General features: G+C 54.0%; 17 protein-coding genes, 1 tRNA gene and 1 riboswitch. Of the genes, 4 read left to right on the forward strand and 14 right to left on the reverse strand.

Translation table 11 applies throughout. The annotated features are described in order from the left end of the window. Positions 1–148 precede the first annotated feature (148 nt). Entirely contained in the window at positions 149–748 is a 600-nt protein-coding gene (locus ACIRQ6_RS09420) for a tyrosine-type recombinase/integrase (RefSeq protein WP_420860333.1), read from the reverse strand. Between the two features lie 271 nt (positions 749–1,019). On the opposite strand from ACIRQ6_RS09420, the gene ACIRQ6_RS09425 reads away from it, so the two are divergent. The 3 genes from ACIRQ6_RS09425 to ACIRQ6_RS09435 all read left to right on the forward strand — a co-directional run bounded on the left by ACIRQ6_RS09425 (position 1,020) and on the right by ACIRQ6_RS09435 (position 2,847). Further along, on the forward strand, positions 1,020–1,358 hold the full coding sequence (locus ACIRQ6_RS09425; protein WP_420860334.1) for a hypothetical protein: 339 nt from the start codon (positions 1,020–1,022) through the stop codon (positions 1,356–1,358). A 447-nt stretch (positions 1,359–1,805) separates the two neighbouring features. Next, a complete protein-coding gene (locus tag ACIRQ6_RS09430) occupies positions 1,806–2,447 on the forward strand; it encodes a hypothetical protein (RefSeq protein WP_420860335.1) in 642 nt (213 codons plus the stop codon). 43 nt (positions 2,448–2,490) lie between these two features. Continuing rightward, positions 2,491–2,847 (forward strand): helix-turn-helix domain-containing protein, encoded by a 357-nt coding sequence (locus tag ACIRQ6_RS09435; protein WP_420860336.1) that lies wholly within the window; start codon positions 2,491–2,493, stop codon positions 2,845–2,847. A 159-nt stretch (positions 2,848–3,006) separates the two neighbouring features. Here the strand turns inward: ACIRQ6_RS09435 and ACIRQ6_RS09440 are convergent, their stop codons facing one another. The 13 genes from ACIRQ6_RS09440 to ACIRQ6_RS09500 all read right to left on the reverse strand — a co-directional run bounded on the left by ACIRQ6_RS09440 (position 3,007) and on the right by ACIRQ6_RS09500 (position 12,250). Continuing rightward, positions 3,007–3,843: a hypothetical protein gene (locus ACIRQ6_RS09440; protein WP_420860337.1), complete on the reverse strand. Its 837-nt coding sequence runs from the start codon at positions 3,841–3,843 to the stop codon at positions 3,007–3,009. A gap of 418 nt (positions 3,844–4,261) precedes the next feature. Beyond that, positions 4,262–4,336: transfer RNA gene (locus tag ACIRQ6_RS09445), tRNA-Phe, on the reverse strand. Positions 4,337–4,452: 116 nt separating this feature from the next. Beyond that, positions 4,453–4,638: a DNA gyrase inhibitor YacG gene (locus tag ACIRQ6_RS09450; protein WP_420860338.1), complete on the reverse strand. Its 186-nt coding sequence runs from the start codon at positions 4,636–4,638 to the stop codon at positions 4,453–4,455. Then, on the reverse strand, positions 4,635–5,657 hold the full coding sequence (locus tag ACIRQ6_RS09455; protein WP_420860339.1) for a ribonuclease E/G: 1,023 nt from the start codon (positions 5,655–5,657) through the stop codon (positions 4,635–4,637). Before ACIRQ6_RS09455 ends, ACIRQ6_RS09450 begins: the two co-directional genes overlap by 4 nt. Beyond that, a complete protein-coding gene (locus tag ACIRQ6_RS09460; protein ID WP_420860340.1) occupies positions 5,654–6,229 on the reverse strand; it encodes a Maf family protein in 576 nt (191 codons plus the stop codon). Before ACIRQ6_RS09460 ends, ACIRQ6_RS09455 begins: the two co-directional genes overlap by 4 nt. Positions 6,230–6,233: 4 nt before the next feature. Continuing rightward, positions 6,234–6,452 carry a translation initiation factor IF-1 gene (infA, locus tag ACIRQ6_RS09465; protein WP_007205486.1) on the reverse strand — a complete coding sequence of 73 codons (219 nt, stop codon included), beginning with the start codon at positions 6,450–6,452 and terminating at the stop codon, positions 6,234–6,236. A gap of 148 nt (positions 6,453–6,600) precedes the next feature. Beyond that, a complete protein-coding gene (locus tag ACIRQ6_RS09470; protein ID WP_420860341.1) occupies positions 6,601–7,932 on the reverse strand; it encodes a methyl-accepting chemotaxis protein in 1,332 nt (443 codons plus the stop codon). An 87-nt stretch (positions 7,933–8,019) separates the two neighbouring features. Continuing rightward, entirely contained in the window at positions 8,020–8,475 is a 456-nt protein-coding gene (locus ACIRQ6_RS09475; protein ID WP_420860342.1) for a low molecular weight phosphatase family protein, read from the reverse strand. A gap of 3 nt (positions 8,476–8,478) precedes the next feature. Continuing rightward, positions 8,479–8,958, reverse strand: a complete 480-nt coding sequence (locus ACIRQ6_RS09480) for a UPF0262 family protein (protein ID WP_420860343.1) — start codon at positions 8,956–8,958, stop codon at positions 8,479–8,481. A 98-nt stretch (positions 8,959–9,056) separates the two neighbouring features. Continuing rightward, positions 9,057–10,067 carry a FecCD family ABC transporter permease gene (locus tag ACIRQ6_RS09485; RefSeq protein ID WP_420860344.1) on the reverse strand — a complete coding sequence of 337 codons (1,011 nt, stop codon included), beginning with the start codon at positions 10,065–10,067 and terminating at the stop codon, positions 9,057–9,059. Between the two features lie 51 nt (positions 10,068–10,118). Continuing rightward, a complete protein-coding gene (locus tag ACIRQ6_RS09490) occupies positions 10,119–11,054 on the reverse strand; it encodes an ABC transporter substrate-binding protein (RefSeq protein WP_420860345.1) in 936 nt (311 codons plus the stop codon). A gap of 18 nt (positions 11,055–11,072) precedes the next feature. Then, positions 11,073–11,849: an ABC transporter ATP-binding protein gene (locus tag ACIRQ6_RS09495; RefSeq protein ID WP_420860346.1), complete on the reverse strand. Its 777-nt coding sequence runs from the start codon at positions 11,847–11,849 to the stop codon at positions 11,073–11,075. After that, complete coding sequence (locus ACIRQ6_RS09500; protein WP_420860347.1) at positions 11,846–12,250, reverse strand: DUF1636 family protein; 405 nt, start codon at positions 12,248–12,250, stop codon at positions 11,846–11,848. Before ACIRQ6_RS09500 ends, ACIRQ6_RS09495 begins: the two co-directional genes overlap by 4 nt. A 119-nt stretch (positions 12,251–12,369) precedes the next feature. Continuing rightward, a riboswitch (cobalamin riboswitch) is annotated at positions 12,370–12,592 on the reverse strand. A gap of 232 nt (positions 12,593–12,824) precedes the next feature. On the opposite strand from ACIRQ6_RS09500, the gene ACIRQ6_RS09505 reads away from it, so the two are divergent. Then, positions 12,825–13,952, forward strand: coding sequence for a Hint domain-containing protein (locus ACIRQ6_RS09505; RefSeq protein ID WP_420860348.1), 1,128 nt, complete (start codon positions 12,825–12,827; stop codon positions 13,950–13,952). The last annotated feature ends 2 nt before the right edge of the window (positions 13,953–13,954 follow it).

Below are 13,954 nucleotides of genomic sequence, written 5' to 3' on the forward strand. Positions count from 1 at the left end.
TTTCGAATTTAATTTCTTAGATGTTTCAGCCGAAACCACGGAATGGCCAGCAAAGATTTTCGTTAGACTAGCAGTTGCTCTCAAAGGTGGGAATACAACATATAGGAGAAATCCCAAGATCCTGTGGACCTATCGTTCCAATTCTTGGCTAGCTTGCCGAGCCGTGCCACATACGTTTGGCTAGCTCGATCTCCTCTAGCTCCATAACCCTAGTATATATTGCAGTGGTTTCCAGCGAGGCATGACCCATCCAACGCCTTAAGAGATCTAGTTGAATGCCATTTTGGATTGCATGGACTCCAAACGAGTGGCGAAGCCCCTTTGGGCAAGCCTGGGGACCCTCTAGTCCTGCGCCTGTCATGACGTTCTTTATCCACCGGTACGCTGTCACGCGATCAACACGCCAATATAGAGCGTTTTCTGAGGTCTTTGCTGACATTTGACGAAGTAAAAGCGATAGATCAGGTGGAATAGGTATTTCACGGACATGGTGTTGATCACGTTTTTTCAGGCTTCGTATGGATAGTATTTGCTCCTGAAACTGAAGCGCTGCTGGTGTAAGCGCACGTGCCTCGGATAGTCTGCATCCAGTGTAGAACAGTGTGAGAGCGAAGACACGGCGTTCCAAGGGCTGTTTCTTACAAGCCTTGAAGAATAAATCACGCTCAGTCGCGTTAAGGTACAGCCGCTTGTTGGTTCTACTGTAAAGCTGCATAGAATTTTTAGTTGTATCATCTGGGGTTGTCATCAATTCCTTGGGTTTGGGGCGTTCAAGGCAATGTTTAGACAGTGGAATCTTTATGCAACACTATTGCCAATAGTGTTGCGCAGGTCTGCGAAACCCTTTCACAACAAGGATTTGGCGCATTGAAACTTGAACATACGCTGGACAAATTGTCCCTGCAATCTTCATAAAGCCTTGATCTTGCTCAGTGTACACTATTGGCAATAGTGTTGCATCGGAGGCCTGTGGATTTCCTCACAAACATTGGGTTGGCGAAGCAACCTGAGAGGACTTCATGATACGCAAATTGACTGTTTTTCTAGCCGTGGCTAGCATTGGTTTGACTGCATCTATAGCGCCCACGGCCGTATCTGCGGATGGATGTGGCGGTCAGACGCATGACTATTCCGGCGTCTGGTTAGACGGCACGACGCCAACCGCCGACTACGTCCTTTCCCTGCCTGAACTATCGGTAGGCGCCAAAGGCTGCTACTGGATCGCAGCCACACCTCAATGGGGTATCAATCAAGACACCACCGAAGTCGCTAGGATCACGGACACTGATCTGCAAGGTGGCATCCTTGTCGCCGTTGCGGGAAGCCAAGCCGACATTGATGCTGGCCAGAACGTTTAGGTCTGGATCAATCGTGATGGACTCACGGCTTCGGGCTTCCGAGAAATGTATTTCAACCGGCAGACCCGAGGCATTCAGCGCTGATGTAAAATTGCGCTCACATTAAGACTGGCCAGCATAACGATGTGCTGGTCATTCCTTACCAATAGAAATGCACACTTCTGGAAGAAAACGCCCATGTCGCAAAACTTCAAACAGCTCCCACTCATTCAGAAATTACGCAATGATCCTTTGCTTCAACCGATGCTGCGAGCCGCAAAAATCACCACATTTGTCTTGATAATCTGCATCGTCCTCAACATGACCGTTACTTACACAGCATCGTAGCCGATCTACGCCTCATGGTGGGATCACCACTTCGATCGGGTCAGGTCTCTAATTTTTCCTGACTTTTTCGGTGTGGACAACTTACCGTGCAGGTGCAGGCTCCCCTGCTACCATTCAGCTATGAACACACAAGAACATGCGCAAACGCGCAAATGGCTAACTGTTGATCAAGCCTTCGCAGTGAGTCAGGCGGCAGGACTAAACCGTACCAAGAAAACAATACGCTCATGGTGCCGGCTTGAGCACGTTGAATCCCAAAAACAAACTACCCCAACAGGCGAACGCTGGATGGTCGAAGCTGCTTCACTGGATGTCAAAATCCAGTCAGAGCTGGAATTTCTGCGTCAAACATCAGGCGTCCCAGCCAGTGCGAACCCGTCCGAACCCGTGCAGACGAAGGACGAACCGGTGAGGACAGGTACGAACCTGTTCGGACAAGAGCAGACCCGTCCGCACCCCGACGAACGCACACATACCGAGAGCGCACCGTCTGCTCGTGAGCGCGAACTTGAGGTAAAGCTGCGATCACTGGAAATCGACAAAGCCGTGCGAGACAAGCAAATCGAATTCTTCACGAAGCAAAACGAAGAAGGGCAGCAGAGCTTGCTCAGCCAGAGCCGCTACATCGGCCACCTGGAAACCCAAGTTCTCCGCCTTGGCGGGGAACCAAATCAAGCGTTCCTTAAGCCGCCGGTGCCACATGATCCAGTTGATCCAGTCACCAATCACAACCAACCGCCATTGAACCGCAGTGTTAATTAATCCAGCCCAAAGCGATAGAGCCCATGCTATAATCACCACATCTATGGACGCGCAAAACATCGGGCAAATTCTCAGGGACAGAAACATCATTCTCAAAGGCGGTGACGTCATCACCAATGGTGGTGGTTTTACCCAAGTTCCAAATTTCATATTGGTCAGCAAGAAGGTCAGTGTTGGTGCAAAGCTGACCTATGCCATGCTTTTGAAATATGCTTGGCAGAACGACCACTGTTTTCCTGGACAAGAGACATTGGCCGACGACATGGGTACAGGGAAGAGATCAGTGGTCAGATGGATCAAGGAACTTGAGGACGCGAATTTCCTGAAGATCAAACGACGCGGATTAGGTAAGTCAAACCTCTACGAGTTGAACCTCACCGCTCGAAAACGTCCAAACTAGAAGTGCCAATCTGGCACTTCTGGACATGCCATCACGTCACCTCTGTGACGCCAAATTGGCACTTCCTTCTATAGAAGAATACTCACTTAAGAACATAAGCCCCAACAGCACTCAGATCTTTGTGGATAAAAAAGAAAGGGGGATTCCAGCCAAGGCCGATCAGAGCCGACCCTTTCGCGCATTGATCGCAGACGCATCGATGCTGTTCTTCAAATGCACGGCATAGTGTCGTTCGATCATCTCGACGGACGTGCGACAATTCTTGGCAATCTGATAGATGTCCGCGCCTTCCAGAAGGCGAAAAGAGATGTAGCTGTGCCGAAGCGAATATAACGAACGTCGATTACCTTCGCGATCAATCTTGAGCTCGATCTCCGCGAGGATGCGATTGAATTGCTTCTTGTGGTCGGCAGGGAACAACAGGTCGGTCTGCATGGGGTCATTCCTTGCAACCATCCGTTTGAAGGGCATCACCGCCCCAGTCATGCTCTTACAATAGCCGGTGCCGCGCTTGCCGCGCACTTCGATCTCAAGGATCGTTTCTCCAGTGCCTTCGTCATCCACAATCGACACATCACGATATTCCAGCCGATTTACTTCGTCTGGCCGAAGGCCAGTGTTGGCCATAAATAAGATCAGGTCATGCAATTGCTGGGCACTGTGATGCCACGCCTTACCCTCGGCACGTTTGATGTTTGCGCGGGTTGCTGTGTAAAGCCGCTTGTATTCCTCCGGCGAAAACCAAGCCCGATGGGTGACCTTCGCAGATGCTCGGTAGGGTTCAGACAGATCCGGCAACGCGGCCAGCCAACCATGCCGGATCGACAGCTTTAACACCTGCCGCAGCGTGACGACCTCATGATGCATGGTGGAGCGAGAGGGGGGCTTAAAGTCAGGGTCATCTTGCAGGCGAAAGATGCGATAGTCTTGCACCGATCCTGGTGTGATCTGCGACAAGCCCATATCGCCAAAGAAGGGAACTAAGTGGTTGCGCAATCGCGCCTTGTGCCCGCGCACATAGATCGCGTTCCGCTCACCAGCCGTGATGACCTCATACTCTTTTACAAACCGCGCAGCAGCTTGTTTGAATGTTGTTTCTGCAACCAGTTCGCCTCGGGCCTTCTTGCCCCGCAGATCGAGATACCAATCCTCTGCAAATTCCTTGGCCTTTGCGAGGCTCTCTTCCTTCGTGCTGACCCTACGTTTTTGCCCTCAATATACGTCGAACACTGCCAGACCGCGCTACGCGGTCTTTTATAAACGTGAACCTTACCACCCAGAATTTGGTGTTTTTCAGCCATATCAAAACCACCCCTCAAACATGTGTCAGAGTGTGTAAGATATGTGAAAGCCAGAATCGGGCCAACAGACACTTGTTGGATAAATCACAAGTTACTGTTTTGTAGGGAAATTATGGTGCCCGGGGGCGGAATCGAACCACCGACACGAGGATTTTCAATCCACTGCTCTACCCCTGAGCTACCCGGGCACGGGATGACGGCTGGCGTCTGGGTGAGGGCGTGATAGGCGCTAACGTTTCCGCTGTCCAGACCGAAAACGAAGGAAATTTGGCCCAAAAGACCGAATGCAGCAATCCTGCCAACTTCAATTGATCGGTTTGGGGTCGTAGGGTGCTTCGTCTGGCAATTCATCTTCTTCTTCAACCGCTTGGCCGGGCAGGACATAGCCGCCTGTTAACCACTTACCAAGGTCCAAGTCCGCGCATCGTTTCGAACAAAATGGCCGGAATTTTGTGTCCGTTGGACGGTCGCACATAGGACAACTACTCATGAGATCACCCCGTGCAATGGCAGGCGTTCGCGTTTGCGCTGCAACTCAAAAAGGCCCAAAGGCGTCCAACCCACCAAAGAGGTTTCAATTGGGTCAGCCTTAAACGCAGCTTGCAGCGCAGATTGGACTTGTTTGCGGTCGTTTTTACTCATTGGGGCGAAATCGATCACCACTTGTCCGCCCAATCCGCGCAGACGCAGGTGCCGTGGTAAGCCGCGTGCCACCGACAAATTCGCTTTTAGACCTGCGGCAAAAGATGTGTCGCCACCAGTGTTGACGTCCACTGCGACAAGGGCACGAGTCGGCTCGATAAACACGTCTGCCCCGCCCATTACCGCACGCGGTGTATCCAACGCGTCGATTTGGTCTAAGACGCCGTAATCTTCAAAACAGCCAGACTGTGTGATCACGTCGTCTGCAGCGTCCCAATCGCGCCATGCTGTGATATGCGGTCCGTCGCCTGCGCTGAGCTGGCCTGGTTGCCCGCCTTCAGCGGCCTGCATGACCCTTTGTGCCTCGTCGATCATCGCTTCAAGGTCTTGGGCAATTGCGTCGTCTTCGGCTCCGGCGCAAGCCGTGCGAAGGATCACACCGTAGTCCAAATCCTGTAACAATTCGCGGGCCAAAACCAACAATCGGTCGCGTTCATCTTCGTCGCGGATCACTCGGGCGATGTTGATACCCGGCGCCGAGGGGGTCACGATAACATAGCGACTTTTGAAAACGATTTTTGTCGTCACAGGAGGGGCTTTGCCTGCCTCGGCGAGGCTGACCACTTGGACGGGCAACGCATCGCCCGGTTTGATATTTTTGGCTTGGCGCAGAAAGAACGGCTGGTCGGATTTCACAAAAATACCGCCCTGCCCTTTCATCTGACGTTCGGCCTTGACCAAGTGGATCGCGCCGATGCGTGGCCGATCCGGGCTGTCAACCACCAGATCATCCAATTTCCCCGCAACCAAGCGCGCAGCGGCCTCGCGACCATTAATATGGTCCAAAAGGATGAGGCTACCCTTCATGTCCGCCCCCAAACGGCAATCCCAGCTGCGGTCAAAAGCTGCGCGGTTTCCGTAACAGGCAGCCCCATGACAGCCGAGTAGGACCCTGAAATCCACGGAATAAACGCGCCGGCGGGGCCTTGAATGCCATAAGCGCCCGCTTTGCCTTGCCAATCGTTGGTATCCAAATAGGCCTCACGTTCGATCGTTGACAGACGTTTCATTTTGACGTCCGTGACCACATCGCGGACCCACAAACGATCTGCATTTTTGACGGCAATGGCGGTGATCACTTTGTGGCGGCGTCCTGACAGCAGATCAAGAAACGCCTCAGCCTCGGATCGATCTGCTGCTTTGCCCAAAATGCGCCGCCCGACTGCCACAGTGGTGTCCGCGCATAAAATCACTTCGTCCGCGCCCACGTCCAGCGCTTGGGCTTTTTCGCGGGCCATGCGTATGCAATAGGGGCGCGGCAATTCCGCCTTGAGGGGATCCTCAAGGATATCAGGCGCACGTATGTCGCTAGGCTCAAGACCCAATTGCCCCAACAACTCGCGTCGTCGTGGCGATCCAGAGCCCAAGATAAGGCGCATCGGTTTACTTAAAGCGGTAGTTGATCCGACCCTTGGTCAGATCATAGGGGGTCATTTCCACTTGGACTTTGTCGCCTGCCAGAACACGAATGCGATTTTTACGCATCTTTCCCGCCGTATGTGCGATGATTTCATGGCCGTTTTCCAGCTCGACCCGAAATGTCGCATTTGGCAAGAGTTCCTTCACGACGCCGGGAAATTCGAGCAGTTCTTCCTTAGCCATGGTCTCTCCAATGTTGACACCTGCATCAGCGCAGGCGTGCATTAGATGGGCCTTCCTCTGGAAATTATCAAGCGAAAAACTCAGCCAGTCCAGCGCAGACCCGGTTTCGTGTCGGTGTGGTGGCTAAAATTGGCCCAAAGGGTGCGCCCTAGCCTGTGTTTTGGTGGTCGGCGGCGGGGGCTCCTTCGGAATTGGGTCGCAAGAAAGACGACACGAGGCGGTCAAAATTCTCTACCCCTTGTAACATTGCTGCAGCATTTTGAGCGCCTTGTTTTGAGGCATGTTCAATTTGGGAAACGGTATGGTCTAAATCATCAACTGATTTTTCGACAGCTGCCAATTCCTGGGTCTGGGCCTGAGCCGCACGCGAAATGGTCGCGATTTCGTCAACGACCAGCGCCACGGCCCGAGAGATTTCGCGCAATGCGTCGGACGCCTGTTTGACATACCTCAGTCCTGAGGCCACTTCGACTTCGCTTTTGCGGGTCAATTCGGCAATTTCCTTTGAGGCTTCACCGGATCGCATGGCCAAATTTTGCACCTCGGAGGCAACAACAGCAAATCCCTTGCCCGCGTCCCCTGCCCGCGCAGCTTCCACAGCGGCGTTCAGCGACAAAAGATTGGTCTGAAAGGCAAAGCTTTCGATCACAGTTGTGGTTTTGGACACCCGGTTGGCCATATCCTCCAAACGATCAATAGCTTGGGCTGTACTGGTCACTATCGCCTCACCATCGCTGGATTTTCGTGCAGTGTTCTGAGCCTGCTGTTCCAATCGCCCCGCGGCCTGTTGGCTTTCGACAATTTCGCGACCAATGTCCGATAGGGCATGTTTGGACTTTTCTAAAATCGCAGCATTGTCTTTGGCATAAGTGGCCAGCGACGCAGAAGACGCCTGCACAGCGATACTGGTTTGTTTCAAAACTGCGGCTTCGTCCACGATTGCGTCGACCATCATTTGCAGGCCACTGGCCATCTTATTGAACGTCTTGCGGACTTTTTCGAAATCCTCGGTTTGGGCTTTGGGGATCAGCACCGTCAAATCGCCTTTGGCCAGTGCATTTAAATGATCAATGAGAATGTCGTGTTCGACCTTTTTGACAGTGATGTCTGTGGCCAGCTTGATAACCCTTTCAACCTGTCCCGTCGCATCAAAAACCGGTGCATACGCAGCCGTGATCCAGATCGTATCGCCTGACTTGGTTTGGCGTGCTACATCGCCCGCGGTCAGCTGCCCTTCAGCCAGTTGCGACCAGAAGGTTTGGTAATCAGGATCAGCGCGTTGCGCCTGTGACAAAAAAATCTGGTGATGCTGCCCAACAATTTCATCCAGCGCATAGCCCATGGTGGTCAAAAAATTATCGTTCGCATCCAAGATATAGCCCGCAGGATCAAACGAAATCATTGCTTGTGAACGATTAACAGCCTGCATAACAGCTGCGTTATCAAGATCCGATTTGTTGGCTTTTGAGCGACGAAACATCTCAGCCCCTTTGTGGTCGGTTGCAGGGCCAAGCCCTAGCAGAGCACGTTCAACAAAGGATTAATTTGGTCAGTGAGTGAGGCTCGCCTAAGTCTGCCCCGCCCCCCAGCGATCCACGATACGCTCGCGGATCTGGTCGCGGGCCTGTCGATAGCTTACCAGCTTTGCTTCGCGATTATCACCAAGGCCCGTGGGATCAAGAATAGGCCAATATTCCACATCCAAGTGGAAAAAGCGTGTTAATTCCAGCGCTTTGCGCTGGCTGGCAGGCGAAAGTGCCACAATCAGATCAAAACTGGACAGGTCATCGCCCCATTCTTCCATCTCGTCAAAGCTGCGCGAGCGATGCCGTGCCAACTCGACATCCAGTTCCTGGCACACGGCAATGGAAAACCCGTCAATCTCGAGATCATTTTTGACCCCGGCCGATTGGATATAGCAGGCTTGGCCAAAAAATTGCTTCATCATCCCTTCAGCCATAGGGGATCGAACTGCGTTGTGGTCGCAGCAAAACAGAATGGACTGAGGAAGTTCGGCCACCATAGATCAACCCCCGAAATGCAGCACGCAAATCAGGGTAAAAAGGCGACGGGCCGTATCAATGTCGACATCCGCTTTGCCATCAAGACGCTCTTGCAGCACCCGCGCCCCTTCGTTGTGGATGCCACGACGGGCCATATCAATCGTTTCAATCTGGCTGGGCGGCAGGGTTTTGACCGCTTCAAAATAGCTTTCACAGATCTGGAAATAGTCTTTGACCACTTGCTTGAAGGGCCCCAAAGACAAGTAAAACAGCCCCGCTGGTACATCATTTTCATTAGCAATATCAAAGACCAGACGCCGGTCCTTTATCGCCAATTCCAACTTATAGGGTCCTTCAACGGCGACGCGATCCTCGCGCTGCGGCAGAACAAATGAATTGTCCTCAAGCAAATCGAAAATGGCCACTTTCCGTTCCTGATCGATCTCAGGGGTGGGCGGCGCGAGATTGCTGTCGTCGAGTTCGATATGGGCGATACGGGTCATGAAAAGGCTCTGCCAGAGAAAGGTTCAGGCCAGATTAATCAGGGAACGGCAGGATTCGCAATTCAGCACGACATGCAACGCTGGAGCATCCCCGATGTTCAGCCAATTTTGCGGCGCAACAGCCAGATAAAGAATATCCCGCCAACAAGGCCTGTCACGATGCCAATGGGCATATCCTCTGGTGCCATGATTTTGCGCGCAACCACATCGGCCCAGACCAAAAAGACAGACCCCATCAAGGCCGAGGCTGGCAACACACGCCGGTAGTCGCCGCCAACCATCAGTCGTACGATATGGGGCACCATCAGGCCCACAAATCCAATGATGCCGGAAAAGGCCACCATGACCCCAGTGATCAAGGCCCCGATCACGAACACCAGCAGGCGAAAGCGCGCCACAGGAATGCCCAGCGTGGTGGCGGTTTCATCGCCGATGGTCATCGCATTCAAGTTGCCCGCGTTTGCAACCAAATACAGGCCGCACAGAACCAGAATGATCAGCGGATAGACCAGCTGGCCCCATTGCGCGAGGCCCAGCCCGCCCAGCATCCAAAACACCACTGTGTGCGTGGCACGTGGATCCCCCAGAAAGATCAACACATTGGCCATGGACATTACAATAAAAGACACCGCAACGCCTGCTAGGATCAACCGATCCGCACTGGTGGCTGCGGCAAAGTGCGAAACCGCCAACACCAGCAGCGTGGCCCCCAAAGCCCCGAGAAACGCGAAAAGCGGCACAGTCAGCAGGCCCAAAAACAACCCAGTGTGCAGCAAGGCGAGGATCGCACCAAAGGCCCCTCCCGCCGAGATCCCCAACAGATGCGGATCCGCCAAGGGGTTGCGCGTCACAGCCTGAAGGCTGGCCCCGACAATGGCCAGCCCTGCCCCGACCAAACAGGCCAGCAGCGCACGCGGAAAACGGATGTCCCACACAATCGCTTCGCGGCCCGCGGACCAATCGACGGGGATGGTCTGCGGTACCACCTTATTGATCAGAATGCCCCACACCGTAGGCAGCGGGATAGATACGGCCCCAACACTCACAGCAATCGAAATTGACAGAGCCAGAACCGCAAACCCCAGCCCCATCGCAACTCTAAAGGCCATATCTAAGCCGCCTTACTTGCGTGTTTTGATGCTGGGGTTTGCGCATTGTCATTATTCGCCGCGAAACGCTGCGGCGAGGGTTTTGACGGCTTTTATATTGCGCGGGCCCGGCGTTGCCTCGACATATTCCAGCGTCACAAAGCGATCGTTTTTCACCGCATCAATGTCCGCAAATGCGGGGTTCGACGTCATGAATTCACGTTTTTGCGCCGCTGTCACATCGCCGTAGTTAACGATCACGATGACCTCAGGGTTGCGGTCAACTATGGCTTCCCAGCCCACAGTGGCCCAGCTTTTCTCGAAATCATTCATGATGTTGGTGCCACCAGCCGCCTCGATCAGGGCATTGGGCATCGCATAACGGCCCGCCGTAAACGGCGCGTCATCGCCACTGTCGTAGACAAACACCCGTGGGGCTGCCTCTAGGGGTGCCAACGTGGCAGTAAAGCTTTCAAGATCCGCTTTGTAGCCAGCAACAAGTTCTGCCGCTTTGTCGCCAACATCAAAGATCGCGCCAAGGTTCAACAAATCCGCATACATATCGTCCATGCTGGCGGCGGATTTCTCGCCGATGTGGATGCAGCTTTCGGTCAGCTCATAGACCTTGATGCCAAAAGGATCCAAGGTTTCTGGCGTGACTTCACCACCAACCTTCATCCCGTAGTTCCATCCGGCAAAATAGAAGTCCGCATCTGCCCCGATAAGCACCTCTTTGGTCGGATATTTCGCCGACAATTCCGGCAGCTGTGCCACCCCTTCGCGCATTTCAACGTCCAGCGTTTTCCAGCCGGAAATGCCAGTGTAGCCGACCATATGGTCTGCCAGTCCAAGGACCAGCATCATCTCGGTCAGGTTCACATCGTTGGAAATAGCGGCCTTTGGCGGTGCGTCAAAGGTCACCTGACGATCACAGCTTTGCACAGTGGTTTGCGCCGGGGCAGTCGTCGCCATCATGGCGGCTGTCAAGGCTGTAAGAGTAAATTTCATGTCTTGGGTCTTTCAGTATTAGAGGTGGTAGGAAAAATGTTTGGCGTTGCTGGGCGACAGGGTCTCGTGACGGGCCTGAACCCCAAAGGCATGGGACACCCGTGCCTCGGTCAGAACTTCGTGAGGCGGTCCAAAGGCAAGTGTATGTCCCTGCTCCAACAACAAAATGCTGTCACAGAGGCTGGCTGCGATATTGAGATCATGCAGCGAAACGATGATCGTCAAATCCAGATCCTTTATCAGCCTCAGGATCTCAAGTTGATGGCGGATATCCAGATGATTTGTCGGCTCGTCCAGCACCAAAACCTGCGGTTCTTGGACCAAAGCGCGCGCCACCATTACCCGCTGGCGTTCGCCGCCCGACAAGGACACCATATCGCGTCCTGCAAGATGCAGCAGATCTAACTGGCTCAGGGCCGCATCGACGATGTGGGCGTCTTTGGCACCGCCGCGAGAATAGCCCGATCCATGGGGCGTGCGCCCAAGGGCTACCACTTCGACCACACTCAGCCCAAAGGAGGATGGCTGTTCTTGCAACACCGCCGCCACTTTCCGGGCGGCGGCGCGCGGCGGCATGGCCCAGACATCCTGACCATCGATCAAAATCTGGCCCGTCACTGGCGCCTGAAATCGATAAAGCATCCTCAGCAGCGTCGATTTGCCAGCCCCGTTTGGCCCAACAACCCCAAGGATCTGGCCTGTCTCCACAGCAAAACTGGTTGGATGCAACAAGGGTGCAGCGCTTCTGCGTGGGGTCCAACTGATGGCATCTGCCACAAGACGAGCCGCCCTCATGAGGCACGCTGATCGCTGTCTTCCAGTGCGATGATTGCGGCCGGAACACGGGCCAAGGTTGATCTGCGCAATGTGCCAGGTCGATCCACCGAAGAACACCACCCATCGCCCAAAACGCCATAAAGCCGCGCAAAAGCCACAAGGTCGTCGATGTCAGTCGCTGCGTCGATATCGCCAAACAGGTAAGTTGCCTTGCGTGTGCCGTGATAGGCCATAGTGCACGGACGGTCACAGCCCGCCATGCAGGCCACGCCCGAGATTTCAAACTCCTCAGAAAGGCTGTCGCCCGCCGCCGCAATCGCGGCGCGCAGCTTGGCGATCAGCTCATAACCCGGGCGGCAGTCGGTGCCCTTGTGCCTGCACGATGTGCAAACCGTAATCTTGTGTGAAGTGTGTCCCATGTCGCCCTCCGCGAGATCGCGGGGCGCAGCACAGACATGTCATTTCCGACGGGATAACCCGTAAAACCATCATGGCCTCCTGTCCGGACACCCCGTCCGGGTTGAAGTTGCACGCGACGCAAAACTGCGCCTTTGATGGCAGGTCTCCTGACTTGCGGGTCTGGGCTTGCCCGATCCTTCCCGAACGCGATGTACGTTCAGTGGTGATCATCGGGGTCACTCGCCGCTTACAGTTGCGGGGGCAGTCACGGATTTGGCGCCAATTGGCTCCTCCTCACCGTATTCCCTTTTCATTCCGGGGTTCGCCTGTGGCATCCGGAAACCATCACTCGACTTGTCGACCAGAAAAACAGATGCGTCAAGCGATCTCACCAACCAACCGCTTACAGTTCCCTAACTTCCGTCAGGTTTTGCGAAAACAGCATGGTCGAATTGGGTGCAAACCCCCGGCTGAAAGAGGCGTTAAAACAAATACGGGGAAAAACCTACGTACAATCCCTTTGTTTCAAAGGATTGAAATGAGCCACACTAGTGGCCTTGAGGGTTATCAGCGATTCGGGTTCAGGAGGCTTTTATGCCGTTTACAGATGTCATCGATAACTATTCCAATGGTGCATCTGGCACCATCACGGACGTAAACGGCGATCAAGTCGGGTACACAGTATCCGGTACCTCGCCCACCACCGATTGGAATGGATTGGACGGCGGCGCGCGGGTTAATGCCGACGGCAGCCAAGCCTTTACCGTGACCTTTGATCAACCGGTGATTGGGGCCGCAATCCAAATGTCGGGCAGCGATGCGAATGAAATTTACTACATCGAAATCGATGGCGTCACAGTGAACCTACAAAGCCTGATCGACAATGGCGAGGCAACTTTCACCCAGTCTGGCGCAGCAACCCATGAAATCGGCGCGGATGGTAGTATAAATGGGGGGCATTATTCCGATGGCAGTATCGCCGAACTGGTGTTCAATATCCCCGTCAACAGCCTTGGCGTTTACGGGACAAACGGCAATTCTGGCAACTGGGACTATTTCGAAGTGGGCATTGATGCCACGGCCTTCGATATCGTTTGTTTTTCCCACGGCACGATGCTGTCGACCCCATCGGGTCCGCGCCGGATCCAAGACCTGACTGCGGGCGATTTGGTTTTAACAGCGCGAAACGGCGCACAGCCCATCGCCTGGATCGGTGCCTCAACGTTTACCGCAGCCCAACACGCGGCCTGCTGCCACTTGCGTCCCGTTGTCATCAGCGCAGGGGCCCTGGGCCAAGGCCTGCCACAGCGCGACTTGCGGATCTCGCGGCAGCACCGCATGGTGATTTCGTCGAAAATTGCGGCTCGGATGTTTGGCACAACAGATGTGATGGTGCCTGCGATCAAACTCACTCAATTGCCGGGCATCTATTTGGACGACACCTGCGATGGGGTCACATATTTTCACATACTCTTGGAAAACCACGACGTCATTTTCGCCGAAGGCGCCCCAACCGAAAGTCTGTTTTTGGGCGAACAGGCCCTGCGAACCCTATCGCCACGCAACCGGGCTGAAATTCAGCAAGCATTGACGGCGCTTGGACATCACGAAAGTCATTCCCAGCCTTGCCTCAGCATCTTGCCCGGCAAACGGCAAAAGCGTTTGATCGAACGGCACCACAAAAACCGCCAACCACTCTTGGTGTCCAGTAGCCTGACCTAAGC

Source organism: Algirhabdus cladophorae, assembly GCF_044772865.1.
Classification (GTDB): Bacteria; Pseudomonadota; Alphaproteobacteria; order Rhodobacterales; family Rhodobacteraceae; genus Algirhabdus; species Algirhabdus cladophorae.